The 14581-nt window shown below is 35.7% G+C and carries 9 protein-coding genes; 6 read left to right on the top strand and 3 right to left on the bottom strand.

The window, feature by feature from the left end; translation table 11 throughout:
* Positions 1-115: 115 nt before the first annotated feature.
* A complete protein-coding gene (locus LC457_RS03260; protein WP_223598577.1) occupies positions 116-1738 on the top strand; it encodes an ABC-F family ATP-binding cassette domain-containing protein in 1623 nt (540 codons plus the stop codon).
* Between the two features lie 80 nt (positions 1739-1818).
* Here LC457_RS03260 and LC457_RS03255 read toward each other — a convergent pair whose 3' ends face one another.
* Positions 1819-3561 carry a T9SS type A sorting domain-containing protein gene (locus LC457_RS03255; protein WP_223598576.1) on the bottom strand — a complete coding sequence of 581 codons (1743 nt, stop codon included), beginning with the start codon at positions 3559-3561 and terminating at the stop codon, positions 1819-1821.
* Between the two features lie 260 nt (positions 3562-3821).
* Positions 3822-4634: a M48 family metallopeptidase gene (locus LC457_RS03250; protein ID WP_223598575.1), complete on the bottom strand. Its 813-nt coding sequence runs from the start codon at positions 4632-4634 to the stop codon at positions 3822-3824.
* Positions 4635-4744: 110 nt separating this feature from the next.
* Between LC457_RS03250 and recJ the strand changes: the two genes are divergently transcribed.
* The 5 genes from recJ (at position 4745) to LC457_RS03225 (ending at position 12665) form a co-directional block, all read left to right on the top strand.
* Complete coding sequence (gene recJ / locus LC457_RS03245) at positions 4745-6457, top strand: single-stranded-DNA-specific exonuclease RecJ (RefSeq protein ID WP_223598574.1); 1713 nt, start codon at positions 4745-4747, stop codon at positions 6455-6457.
* A 126-nt stretch (positions 6458-6583) separates the two neighbouring features.
* Complete coding sequence (gene nadD, locus LC457_RS03240; RefSeq protein ID WP_223598573.1) at positions 6584-7168, top strand: nicotinate (nicotinamide) nucleotide adenylyltransferase; 585 nt, start codon at positions 6584-6586, stop codon at positions 7166-7168.
* 69 nt (positions 7169-7237) lie between these two features.
* Positions 7238-7576, top strand: a complete 339-nt coding sequence (locus tag LC457_RS03235) for a DUF3817 domain-containing protein (protein ID WP_142717087.1) — start codon at positions 7238-7240, stop codon at positions 7574-7576.
* 523 nt (positions 7577-8099) lie between these two features.
* On the top strand, positions 8100-10361 hold the full coding sequence (locus tag LC457_RS03230; RefSeq protein WP_223598572.1) for an outer membrane beta-barrel family protein: 2262 nt from the start codon (positions 8100-8102) through the stop codon (positions 10359-10361).
* A 45-nt stretch (positions 10362-10406) separates the two neighbouring features.
* Complete coding sequence (locus LC457_RS03225) at positions 10407-12665, top strand: TonB-dependent receptor domain-containing protein (RefSeq protein ID WP_223598571.1); 2259 nt, start codon at positions 10407-10409, stop codon at positions 12663-12665.
* Between the two features lie 142 nt (positions 12666-12807).
* Here the strand turns inward: LC457_RS03225 and LC457_RS03220 are convergent, their stop codons facing one another.
* Positions 12808-14562 (bottom strand): discoidin domain-containing protein, encoded by a 1755-nt coding sequence (locus LC457_RS03220; protein ID WP_223598570.1) that lies wholly within the window; start codon positions 14560-14562, stop codon positions 12808-12810.
* Between the last annotated feature and the right edge of the window lie 19 nt (positions 14563-14581).

Here is a 14581-nt window from a genome sequence, read left to right as displayed (position 1 = left end):
AAAATTTCGTTAATGAAATATATAAAAAATACCATACAATTAAAAACTTGACTATTATATTATTACAAAATACCCAAATTCTTTTCGTATTTTTGCGCCAAATTTACAAAACTATATGTTAACAGTATCTAACTTATCTTTACAATTCGGGAAAAGAGTTCTTTTTGACGAGGTAAATATTATGTTTACCAAAGGAAACTGCTACGGGATCATCGGAGCAAACGGTGCGGGAAAGTCTACATTCCTGAAAATATTAACAGGAAAGCAGGATCCTACAACAGGACATGTATCTCTGGAACCAGGGAAAAGAATGTCAGTTTTGGAGCAGGATCACTTTGCTTATGATCAGTATACTGTTCTTGAGGCAGTTTTAAGAGGTAATAAGAAATTATTTGAAATAAAGGAGGAAATGGATGCGTTATACGCAAAAGAAGATTTCTCTGACGAAGACGGAATTAAAGCCGGTGAACTAGGCGTAATCTATGATGAAATGGGTGGCTGGACTGCAGAATCTGATGCACAGACCATGCTTTCAAATGTTGGAGTAAAAGATGACATGCACTGGCAGATGATGAGCGAACTTGAGAACAAAGACAAAGTAAAGGTTCTTTTGGCTCAGGCTCTTTTCGGCAATCCGGATGTGTTGATTCTGGATGAGCCTACCAACGACCTTGACATTGACACAATCTCATGGCTGGAAGATTTCCTTGCTGATTATGAAAATACAGTAATTGTTGTATCTCACGACCGTCACTTCCTTGATACAGTGTGTACACACATTGGTGACTTGGATTATGCTAAACTTAATCTTTACACAGGTAACTACTCTTTCTGGTACCAGGCTTCTCAATTGGCAACAAGACAAAGAGCTCAGGCCAATAAGAAAGCTGAGGAGAAGAAAAAAGAACTTCAGGACTTCATTGCAAGATTCAGCTCTAACGTAGCTAAAGCCAAACAGGCTACTGCAAGAAAGAAAATGATCGACAAATTAAATATTGACGATATTAAACCATCTTCAAGAAGATATCCGGCTATTATTTTCGAAATGGAAAGAGAGGCTGGTGATCAGATTCTAGATGTAAAAGGTCTTGAGAAAACAAAAGATGGAGAATTACTATTCTCTAATATTGATTTGAATCTTAAGAAAGGAGATAAAGTAGCTGTACTTTCCAAAAACTCTTTAGCAATTACAGAATTCTTCGAAATTTTAGCAGGGAATGTAGAAGCTGATAAAGGAACTGTTGCTTGGGGAGTTACAACTAACCAATCTCATATGCCTTTGGACAACACTAACTTCTTCCAGGAAGATTTAAGTCTGGTTGACTGGTTGAGACAATTTACCAAAAATGACGAAGAGCGTCACGAAGAGTTTGTAAGAGGATTCCTTGGAAGAATGCTTTTCTCTGGTGATGAAGCTTTAAAATCTTGTAAAGTGCTTTCAGGAGGTGAGAAAATGAGATGTATGTTCAGCAGAATGATGCTTCAGAAAGCAAACGTCCTTTTATTAGATGAACCTACCAACCACTTAGACCTTGAAAGTATCACTACTTTGAACAACTCTTTATCGAACTTCAAAGGAAATCTTTTATTAGCATCTCATGACCACGAAATGCTTTCAACAGTCTGTAACAGAATCATTGAACTAACTCCTACAGGAATTATCGACAGAGAAATGACTTATGACGAATACCTTGCTGATAAAAAGGTAAAAGAATTAAGAGAAAAAATGTATTCTTAATCATTAAGAATTTTAATTCATAAAAAAACAAATAGCTACTCGTTTGAGTAGCTATTTTTATTACGACTTTAATCGTTAAATTATTTCTTGATAAACTTATGAGTTGAAGAAGTTCCGTCTGTATTTTTGACAGTAAGGATGTAAGCTCCTCTTACTAACTGTGAAACATCAATTCTTTGTTCAGCTTTGTCTGAAGATAAAACGACTCTACCTGAAACATCCAAAACTTTAATTCCTGAAACGTTCTTAGCTCCTTTAATATTTAGATAATCACTTGTTGGGTTTGGATAAACCTGCATCCCTTTCAACAACAAGTTTTCTGAAGTAGATAATGAACTTGTAGTTAATGATATATTATCAAACATCATAAGTCCAAAACCTCCACTCATAGCTGCGGTTGTATATACATTAAATCCGAAATAATAAACTCCACTTGTCGCAGGTGTAATTGTAAAAGATCCCGTTGCATAGGTAGTTATATCTACGTTAGAATAATCATTAATCATGTTAGTCATTGAAGTATTTACTGGTGAAGTACCATATGCAACTTTAAAATTTTGAGGATCATAATTAGCATAATCAAACGTAAAGGTATAGGAAGTTCCTGCCTGTAGATTAACACCATTTGTATAAAACCAGGTATCTGCATCCGTCATATCATTGGTTGAAGTATAAACTATATTGGACGAAAATCCGGATAATCCTGCACTATCCCCAATAGTCCAATCTCCTCCTGCATTTATGATTTGCTGCGAGGTACACATTGGTAGAGTTCCGGGTGTGGTGGAATCGAAATTTTCTGTATATGGAGCATTTACAAAAGCACAAGATGTCGTAAAGTTCGCCTTTACAGGGCTCCAGTCACTCACACTGCCTCCTCCACAGTTTGATCTTACCCATACATTATATGATGTAGCTGGCGACAATCCTGTAATATTTTTTGAAGTAGTACCAATTCCCGTATCCGTTGGTGCAGTAGAACCAACAGGAGCAACCGTTGAAGTGCTTCTGTATAGCTCATAAGATGAAACTCCCGAAACAGCTGTCCAAGAAACCGTTGCAGAATTTGGAGTTAAATTGGCAGCCGTAATAGAATCCGATGCGATACATGAATTTGCAGCTTGGTAAGAAAGGCCAAAAACACACAAAATTCCTGATCCTGATGAAGTTTTAGTGACTTTAACACTTGAAATATTCTTAGCCTGATTAACAGCGTTCATTGACAAGACAATCTCATACAACCTCGGATCATTGATATTATTTTCAATAACATCACTTACCCTACTCGCTCTACCAATTCCTTTGATAGCAAAAGAAGACCCTCCATACCAATCACTCACAGTATTATTAGTAAATGTCTGACTTGTCCCATCTGTAAAAGTCACAAGAATATCGGCTGTAGAACTTCCACTTCCTGTAGTTGCCAGTATATATAATTTAGAAGCTTTTGGACTAGAACTAAATGATAAAGTTCCTGAATCACTTACATTTAAAAGCCTTAAGGAATTATTAGAGCTATAAGAGCCTAATTGAAACGACAACCCTGATGTATTTGCTGAATTAATCAAACCATTAACTGGCAATCCTGAAACTGGACTTACCCCCGAACCGTTAACAAAATCCGTTGACATAAACACATACCCGTTGGCTGGATCATCCACACTTTGCGAGGTACTAGAAGAAGCCACTCCTGCACCGTTTGCTACAAGATCTTCATTATAGCCACTTGTAACATTTAAGATTTGATAGTTTTGAGCATTGACTTTACCACAAAGAAAAGCAGTCATTAAGCCAAGTAAGACAAATGTAATTTTTTTATTCATTATTTATATTTTATTCAACACAAATGTAAAAATTAAAAATTATCAAATTAACTAAAATTAACGAATTAAAACCAAACAAATGATATAAAAATTATATTATAATAATTGAAATTTAATACAACCTAAAAAATCTTATTTTAAGTTTTAATGAATTTTTTTTTCAATTTCTATACATTACATTATTTTAAATTTTTTCATCAAACCAATAAAAAACCTCAAAGCAGTGCTTTGAGGTTTTTTTGTTGAAAATATATAATTAATTATTTCGTAAGTTTTGCTGTAGGCAAAGTTACTGTTCCCGGATCTTTCCAAAGACCATCTTTTTCTGCTCGTTTTTTAATAGACTCTGCCCTTTTATTACTGTCAGGGTGAGAATTGAACATTTTCTCAAAATTACTCTGTGTACTTCCTTCTGAAAGCAGTGCTAACTTTTTGAAAGCTGTATAAGCTCCTACAACATCATATTTATTAGCTTTCATAAAGTCATATGAATAAGTATCTGCTTCTGATTCCTGTTTTTTACTGTGTGAAGCATCCAAAAATGCATTAGCCATCTTTCCTACCTGGCTCTCATTAAGAGTAGCTACAGCAGAAGAAGCCGATGATGCAGCATCTAATGCCGCCGCTTTCAGATAAGCAGACTTCATAGCATCTTTTGTATCCTGATTTTTCACGTGCCCGATCTCATGCCCGATAACAGCAAGCAATTCATTGTCTGTCATGATATCCATCAGAGAAGAGAATACACGTACACTTCCGTCCGCACAGGCAAACGCATTAATATCTTTAACTTTATAAACTTTATAATTCAAATTCAGACCGTCCTGAGATTTGTGTTTTCCAAACAGTTTGTTCAGTCTCACAGTATATGGGTCTTTAGGTCCTGCTACAGCATTATTTTTATCCATCCAGTCTACTGACTCTTTGGATAGTTTAACCGCATCTTCGTTCGTAAATGTTAGAGCTTTTGCACCATTTGAAACCATTCCGGCAGCTTTCCCGAGGTTAATTTTTTGTGCATTAATCGAATACATAGCCCCAAATAACATAAGGCATACAGTAATTTTTTTCATAGTCATTTAAAATTTTGGAGCACGAAGATAGCCTTTTTTTAACAATTATTAAGTCGAAACTTCGTTCCAGTTCTTTCTGGAATGCTATTTTTTTTCCTTATTTTTGTGAAATGAGTCAAAAATGGATTTATAAGCCTGAACCCGATGAGGAAGTTGTGGACAGACTGAGTTCGTCACTTGGTTTTGGTACTTTTGAATCTAAAATCCTCGTTTTAAGAGGGATTGACAACTATCAAAAGGCCAGAGAATTCTTCAAACCAAACCTTAACGATATACATAATCCATTTTTAATGGCAGATATGCAAAAAGCTGTAGAGCGTATTGCAACGGCTATTGAAAATGGTGAAAAAATATTGGTCTATGGTGACTATGATGTGGACGGAACCACAGCCGTTGCTTTAATGTACCTTTATCTCAGCAAAATTGTTGAGAAAAAATATTTAGACTATTATATTCCTGACAGAAATTCTGAAGGGTATGGAATTTCTACTGAAGGAATTGATTTTGCCAAAGAAAATGGATTTTCATTAATCATTGCTCTGGATTGCGGAATAAAGGCTCTTGATATGATCAACTATGCCAAAAATCTGGATATAGATTTTATTATCTGCGACCATCACCTTCCGGGTGAAGAAATTCCTGATGCAGCAGCTGTACTTGATCCTAAAAGAAATGACTGCCGATATCCTTTCAAAGAACTTTCGGGATGTGGCGTTGGTTTTAAGCTTTGCCAGGGATTAAATACAATTTATAAATTACCGGAAGCGGAATTATTTGAACTTACTGATCTTCTGGCCATTTCTATTGCTGCCGATATTGTTTCCATGACGGGTGAAAACAGAGTACTGGCTAAAATGGGATTGAAAACCCTTAGAAAAACCAGAAATCTGGGATTAAGATTGCTGATTCCTGAGGATAAGCTTTCTCATTTTGAAATTTCAAATATTGTTTTTGAAATAGCTCCTAAAATTAATGCAGCCGGAAGAATCTCTCATGGTAAAGCGGCCGTAGAACTTATGGTTTCTGACAATCTGAAACATGCCAACCAGATTGTAAGCGACATCATGAACCTCAACGATGAAAGAAGAGAGCTGGATATGAACTCCACTCTTTCTGCGTTGAACCAAATTATAGAGTCTCAGCAGGAAACCAAGCACACAACCATCGTTTATCATCCTGAATGGAATAAAGGAGTGATTGGTATTGTAGCTTCCCGACTTATTGAAACGTATTATAAACCTACCCTGGTATTTACAGATGGTAATAACGGGGAAATGGTAGCTTCTGCAAGATCTGTTTCTGATTTCGATGTGCATGAAGCCCTTGATATGTGTTCTGAATATTTCCTGAAATTTGGGGGCCATCACGCTGCTGCCGGACTTTCTATGGAAAAAGACAAGTTTGATGCTTTCAAAGAAAGGTTTGAAAAAATTGTTTCTGAAAAAATCAAAGACCATCAAAAAGAACCTTCCATCGCCATTGATACTGAAATTGCAGTTGATGAAATCAACAGAGAGTTTATCAATTTCCATAGAAAACTGGCTCCATTCGGACCTCACAATATGAAACCTATTTTTACATTGACCAATCAGAAATTGTCAGGCTATGTAAAAACTATGGGAAAAGATAATAACCACCTTAAATTTTATATCAAGCAGGAATCTACAGGACGAAACATTGAGTGCGTAGGATTCAAGCTTGGACCATTTGTTGAAGATTTTAAAAATAAAAATTTCGACCTTGCTTTTACCCTTGAAGAAAATCACTGGAAGGGCAATGTCACTCATTATCTAAATATTAAGGATGTGAAATTCAGGGATTGATAGAGGCTGTAGGATCTAGGTTGCAGGTAATAGAATCAAATATTCCCCGTAAATCTTAAAAAGAATCCTGATACCAATATTTACAGTACTGCCACCTATCACCCGCTACCTACTACCTAACAAACAATGAAAAAAATCGGCTTATTTTTCGGATCATTCAATCCAATTCATATCGGACATCTTATTCTGGCAAATTATATTCTGGAAAATTCTGATATGGATGAGCTTTGGTTTGTAGTGAGCCCACAAAATCCATTTAAAGACAAAAAATCTTTACTGAAAGATCATAACAGGCTTGATATGGTACAGCTCGCAGTAAAGCATTATCCGAATATGAGAGCTTCTAATGTAGAATTTTCTCTTCCAATGCCAAGTTATACTATCGATACACTTACTTATCTCCATGAGAAGTATCCTGAATATTCTTTCAGCCTGATTATGGGGGAAGATAATCTGAAGAGTCTTCATAAGTGGAAAAATTCTGATGTTCTGATCAAAAATCATCATATCATTGTTTATCCAAGAGTATTTGAAGGAGAAAAGGCAGATTCTGAATATTTACAGCATGAAAATATTTCTATGATAAAAGCGCCGGTCATAGAACTTTCTGCCACAGAAATCCGTAATATGATTAAAGACGGCAAAAATGTAAGGCCTATGTTACCTCCTGAAGTTTTTGAATATTTGGATGGTAGTAGTTTTTATAAGTAATTTTGTAATCAGAAATGAGAGATTAGAGAAAGACTCTTTACTAGTAACTCTCAACTCATAACTAAAGGAATGGACTTCATCGAAAAATTTTTCTCAAAATATTCTCAGGAAAAAATCATCAAATGGTTTAAACAGATTTGTGTTGCGGAAGCTGTTTCGTGTCTTTTACTGTATTGTGTTGCGATGATCTGGATCCGATATGATGAAAATTTATATTCTATTATCTTCATCAGTGTTATTGGCAGTTTACACGGATTATTTTTTACACTTTACCTTATACTCTGCCTTCCTGCAAGAAAAATTTATAATTGGGATGATGAAGATTTTGTTTTTGCATTATTATCCGCATTCTTCCCTTTTGCAACGGTTTGGGTAGATAAAAAACTTGCCCGTTTTGACAGAGAATAAATAATATAATACTCACAAAAAAAGGACCTTTTCGGTCCTTTTAGTTTTTATAGTTATAACGTGTCCCTTTTACATGTCTTCTTGCTACGTTTGAGTTTTCTGGAAATCTATTACATTGATTGCAGATGTCGTTGTTCTATTTATTCCGTTGGTAAGCACCAAAGCTTAATGCATTCACATAGCCAGATTTTATCACTTTAATATGGGCAAAATTTTCTTTTACCGAAGCATAGTAATGAAACACAATCATTGTTACTTTTTCTGATTTCTCATCAAATATTTTTACAACTTTTCATCTATTTCATTTCGTCATGTAACAAAATTGAACTTTAAATTGTCTAATTAAGGAACAAAGTCATTAAAACCTTAAAATTGATGTAAAATTTTAGTTACTGATAATCAATAACTTAAATATTAATTAAAAACATTTTAAGTACTTTGCATTGCATGATACTAAATTTATTATATATCTTTGCAATGTAAAATAACAAACCATACAAGCTATTAATTAAAAAATAATATCATGAAAACTCAAATTCTTATTGCAGCACTATTTTTCGGTGGACTTGTAACTGCCCAGCAGAAAAAAGACAGTTTGAAAGTAAATGCTATTGATGCAGTGAATATCAAGAAGCAGGTTTTCAAAAAACAAGGAGACCGTTTAGTGTACGATGTAGCTTCTTCATCTATCGCTAAAGGAACGAACACCTTTAATCTTTTAAAACAAACTCCAATGATTTCCAGCATAGACGGAAAAACACTGAAGATTTTGGGAAAAAATGATGCGGTGATCTACATCAACAATAAGAAAACAAATATGGATTCTGAGGCACTGATTGAAATGCTGAAGTCTACTCCATCCGAGGATATCCAGAAAATTGAAGTGATTACGGTTCCGGGAAGTGAATTCCAGGTTGAATCCAAAGAAGGGGTGATTAATATCGTCATGAAAAAAAGCAAAAACAACGGTTACAACGGAACGTTGAAAATGCAGAACGAGCAGGCTTTTTACAATAACCCTAATGCCGGAGCTTCATTTAACTTCAGACAAGGAAAGTGGTCTGGTAATTCAAACTTCAGAACAGGAAGCTGGACAGACAGACAAAGATATACGCTGTCTAACGGAGATCCTACTTTCAGAAATGAATCATACGGGTTTAATGATGATCCTAATAAAAATTTTGGAGGAGGCTTTAACGTTGATTATGAGATCAATAAAAAGCACAGTCTTGGTTTCTCCTACAACATGAGATATAATAAAAGTTTCAATTCTGTACTGGATATTACCAACTGGCAAAACGGAGTTTTAAATAACAGAACGGTCAATAATGAAGATGCACAAACCAGAAATCACTCATTCAATTTAAATTATGAAATGAAAACAGATTCTTTGGGAAGCAGGCTTACCTCAAACATTTCTTACCTATGGTTCAACAGAGATAAAGTAAGTTTTAATGAAAGTTTTCCTTTAACTAATGATACCATTAATAAGTATTCTGCACTTCATCAATCAGTACCCCAGATCATTAACAATTATGCAGCTAATATAGACTATCTGAAAAAAACGGCTAAAGGTGCAACATGGTTAATGGGAATCAGCTACAATCATACGAACACCGATAATGATACCAAACAAGACAAATTAATAGGTACCGATTTTGTGATAGATCCCAAACAAACCAATCACTTCATTTATAAAGAAAATATTTTAGGTATTTACCTGAACTATGAACGTAAACTGACTGAGAAAATATCCGGAAAAATAGGAGCCCGATATGAAATGACCAGAAGTACGGGAGAGATTCTGAAAAAAACAGGATTCGAAAGAAACTACAACAATCTTTTACCTTATCTGAATTTAAATTATGCCATCAATTCTGATCACAACCTGAGCTATACTTTCTCGAGCAGAATCCGAAGACCAAGGTTCTGGGAACTTAACCCATCCAGAACGTATTTCACTCCTACGAATTATACACAGAACAATCCATTTGTTCTTGCTTCAAAATTTTATAATCAGGAACTGAACTATATGTACAAAAATGCATTCTACGCCAATCTTAGCTTTAATATGGTGGAAGATGCATCTGCTTCTGATATGCTTCCGTTACAAGGGACTTTAACAGCTCCAGAAAGGGATAAAAATGGAAATATAGTCTATGGCCCAGATGGAAATATGATCATGCGAACAACTAGATTCCTAAGATATATAAGAACCAATTACGGTAAAAACAGAGAGCTTGCTCTAACGCTGGGAATGAACAAATCATGGTTCAAAGACATATGGACAACCAACTATTCTGTCAATTTGGGTTATGTTACCTACAAAGGCGGAGTATGGGAAGATCCAACTTCTCAGCTAGGTCAGTACGAATCTGAGTCACTGGATCCTTATATCATTGATGTAAAAAACTACAATATGTCTGCAACCATCAATAATATCATCAGACTTTCATCTAAAAAAGACTGGTTCTTAGGAGTTAATTACTTCTTTGCAAGCCAGACAGCAATGGAAGGAGGTATGATAGGAGCAAGACAAAGCTTCGATCTCAGTCTGAAAAAAATTGCGGGCGACTGGACCATTGTAGCGGAAGTAAGCGATTTATTTAACCAAAGCTTTTACAGAGTCAAAGGAGTACAGCCAAACGGAAAATATAACAATATTACCAACTTCAACTATCCAAGGCTCATGAGCATCGGAGTTACTTATAATTTCGGAAACCAGAAACTGAAAAAGACAAGGGAAATGAAATCAGCTAATGATGCTGTAAAATCAAGAACCTAATCTATAAAAACTTATATCACTCAACCACTCTTAAATAAAAACAACATGAAACGTATAATTTTGTCAATGGCCATCGTATTCGGTACTTGTGCATTTGCCCAGGAGAAGAAATCTGATACGGCAAAAACAAAAAGTATAGAAGGAGTTACCATTACAAAACAGGTTTTCAAAAAACAAAGTGACCGTTTTGTATATGATGTGGCAGCATCTCCCGTAGCTAAAGGAAATACCACTTTCGACCTTCTGAAGCAGACTCCTCTATTATCTTCCACAGATGATAAAACATTAAAAATCGCTGGAAAAAATAATGCCCTGATCTATATCAACGGAAGAAAAAGCAATATGGATTCTGAATCCCTGGCTCAGTTCCTGAAAAATACTCCGGCAGAAAACATTCAGAAAATTGAAGTCATTACCGTTCCGGGAAGTGAATTTCAGGTTGAATCATCAGATGGGATCATCAATATCGTTTTAAAGAAAAAAATGAGTGACGGTCTCAACGGAAATATGAGAATGTCTAACACAACCAGTAAATACAACGGAAGCCAGGCCAGCTTCTCTGCCAACTACAGAAAAGGTAAGCTGGGAGTGAGCGCCAACCTTAGCGGTGGTGAAAATATAGAGGCACAAACCTACACGTTAAGAAACGGAACTGCCAAGACTTCTAACGAATCTACAGGAGATGTTGACGATCCGAACAAAAACATCGGAGGTTATCTGAATATTGACTATCAATTGAATGAGAAGAGTAATCTGGCTTTATCATGGAACACCTGGGCCAACAAAAGCTATAATTCAACGGTAGATTTGTTCAATACCATAAAAAAAGCAAGTACAGAAAACCCGGAATATACATGGTCCAAAAATAAAGAAGATGCAAGATCTTATAACAATTCCGTGAATTTAAATTATGAATTAAAAACAGACTCATTAGGCAGCAAACTGAATGTAAATGCAGCTTATCTTAACTACAGAAGATTTCAGTACACCGATAACAAAACCTTCGCTTCAGATATTGACAGAGTTGTAGGATCAAGAACAAGACAAGTCATTCAGGACCTTCCCCAGATCATTAATAACTTCTCCGGAATGGTGGATTACAATCAGAAATTTAAAAATGACCTGACAATTTCCGTAGGAGGAAATTATAACAAAACCAAAACAGACAACGATTCTAAAAACATTACATATTCTTTTAATCCCATAGAAGCTCCAGACTCAAGACCCAATCATTTTATCTACGATGAAAACATCTACGGCATGTATGTGACCGTTGAAAAGAAACTCTCGGATAAAATTTCCGGAAAAGTAGGAGCAAGATATGAGATCACCAGCAGTCTTGGAACTTCTGACAACGCTCCTACAGATGAACTTAAAAGGATTGAAAGAAATTACAGTAATATTCTTCCTTATCTGAGTTTCAACTATGCAATCAATGATAAAAATAATATTTCCTATTCCTTTTCAAGCAGGATGAGAAGACCGAGTTTTTGGGAAATCAATCCGGTAAGAAATATTCTTACAGATGATAATTATACTCAAAATAACCCATTTGTAAAGGCTTCATCTACTTATAATCAGGAGCTGACTTATATGTACAAAAATTCATACTTCCTGATTTTAAACCATTCTTATATTCAGGATGCTATCACTCAGGTTCCACTGCAGGGTTATCCTGTATCACCTGACGGTAAAGTAGGAGAAAATCCTGTTCTTAGATATATAAGAACCAATTTTGGAAATAAACAGGAAATGTCTGCCATGGTAGGTATTCAGAAGTCATTCTTCAAACAATACTGGACAACCAACTTCAATATCGGAGTACAGCATAACATCAATAATGGAAGTCTTGATATTGATCCTACAACAGGAGACCGATTCAGAAATCAGGATGGTAAAGACATAGTATACACCAACAAAACAAATTCTACCAGTCTTTTGATTCAGACCAACAACACGATCCGTCTTGATAAAAAGAAAACATGGTTCTTTGGTGTTAATTATTTCTTCGTAGACAAGCAGCAGATTGAACTTGGATTACTAAAAGGCTTAATGAGCTTAGACCTCAGCCTTAAGAAAATGTGGAACGACTGGACTTTTGCGGTAAATGTGAATGACATCCTTAATACCAACATCGTTAAAATTGAAGACTTCCAGGAGAATGGCAACTATAATTACATCCACCAAAACCGTTACAACAGAAACTTTACGGTAAGTCTTACCTACAATTTTGGAAACCAGAAAGTGAAAAAAGTAAGAGACATCGAAGGTGCATCAGATGCTATCAAAAGCAGAACGAGATAAAATTTATCTTTCTTCATATTCAATTAATTATTCTTTACAGTATCCGCTGATTCTTTTCAGCGGATTTTTATTATAAATTCCATCAAAAAATAACACGTCCTGATATTTCAAAACGTGTCATTCTTTTATAATTTAATTGTATTTATTCAGATTTTGCAACGGCTGTCCTTTCCGAAACTCCATTGGCATTGAAAGCTTCAATCTGGAAATAGTAAGCATCCGTTCTGTCTGCACCTGTAAAGAAATATTCATTTTTTCCGTATACCATAATGCTTCCGTACAATTTATCAGGAGACTTTCCAAAATAGATTACATAGCCGTCTGCATCAGGATTCTGCTGCCATTTCATCCAGATACTTCTTCTTTCACCATATTTCTTTGGATCAGCTCTTAAAGGTACAAAACCTTCCACCTTAGCGGGTTGTTTTCCTGCTCCTTTTCCAAATACCCTGAAACCGCTCAATGCAAATTTCCCTGTCGGCATTTTCAAATTTTCCATTTTCAGGAAACGGGCTTTCGCAGGATGTTCCAGTTCTACATAATCGTGAGGAACATCTTTTGTATTTTTGCTTTTATCCACAATCAGATTCCATTTCTTCCCATCATTGGAACCGTAGATTTTGTATTGATGCATTTTCCCTAAAGTTTTCCCCATAAATTCAGCGTCCTGATCAGCATAGTTGATCTGAATGGCATTGATGGTAGAAACCTCACCAAGATCTGTCTGAAACCATTCTCCGGAATTTCCTGTTTTGGCACTCCAATATGTTTTGATATCTTCATCTACTGCGTAATTAGGCTGATATCCACCTAAAGTAGATGAAACCTGAACCGGTTTGTTATAATTCAGCAGCATCCATCCGGCAAAAAGACCTTTTGTAAAATCTTTTCCCTGTGCATACTGCGGAAGGTATGTAGGATAATCCCCATAAGCCGTATTACAATACATTACATCATCCTTATCAAAACCTGCCGGCCAGATTCCCAGTCTTCTTTCAAAATTATTTTTAGTAGAAATAAAGATGGTTGAAATGTGCCACCAGTTTTTATAATTGTCTTCAAAAGTAGCTCCGTGGCCTGCTCCTCTGGCAAAACCTCCCGGTTTATAGGAAAACGGATTATGTTGTTGATATTCGAAGCCTTCCAAAGGATTTTTACTCACATATACTCCATCAGAATATCCGCTAAACTCTGTTGCCGGAGCACCATACTGCATATAATATTTTCCGTTGTGCTTTGTCATCCACGCTCCTTCTACAAAAGGCTGAAGAAAAACATTGTCATTGTATTCACCGAAACGTTCCCAGCCATGATCTTCTGGTTTTAATTTAATAATAGGTTTCACGAAACCTTCAGACTGAAGATTTTTCACTTTCACTTCGGTTCCCAGCAATGGCCATTCGTTACTTGAACCCCAGTACAGATACAGTTTATTTTTATCTTCATCATAGTGAAATGCCGGATCCCATGCTCCTACTTTTAAAGTATCTACTGCAATTTTCCAATCATCTTTCGTAGGATTCGTACTTTTCCAGATCGGGAAATCCTGTTCCCAGGTAGAGCCATAGACATATAAAGTATCTTTCATGGCCCAAACTGCCGGAGCATTAAGGTCATGGGTGTATTTATTATCTCTGAGAAATTTCCTTTTTACAAACTTCCAGTCCAGCATATCATCACTGTACCAATATCCCTCCTGATTGGTAGAAAAAAGAAACAGTTTATTCTTAAAATTAACAATCACCGGATCTGCTGTAGCACGGTGTTTTCCCTGTTTTGAAAAAACTTCAAAAGGCGTATAACCATAATCAATATTGATGGGATTACAGAAAGTCTTCTGTTGTGCCCCTGCAATGATTCCGAGAAAAACTGCTAATAAGAGAAAGTATTGTCTCATTTTTAGATTTTAAAGATTA

The sequence above is a fragment of the Chryseobacterium sp. GVT01B genome, assembly GCF_019970045.1.
In the GTDB taxonomy this organism is placed as follows: domain Bacteria; phylum Bacteroidota; class Bacteroidia; order Flavobacteriales; family Weeksellaceae; genus Chryseobacterium.
This window is presented reverse-complemented; position numbering and strand designations above follow the sequence as displayed.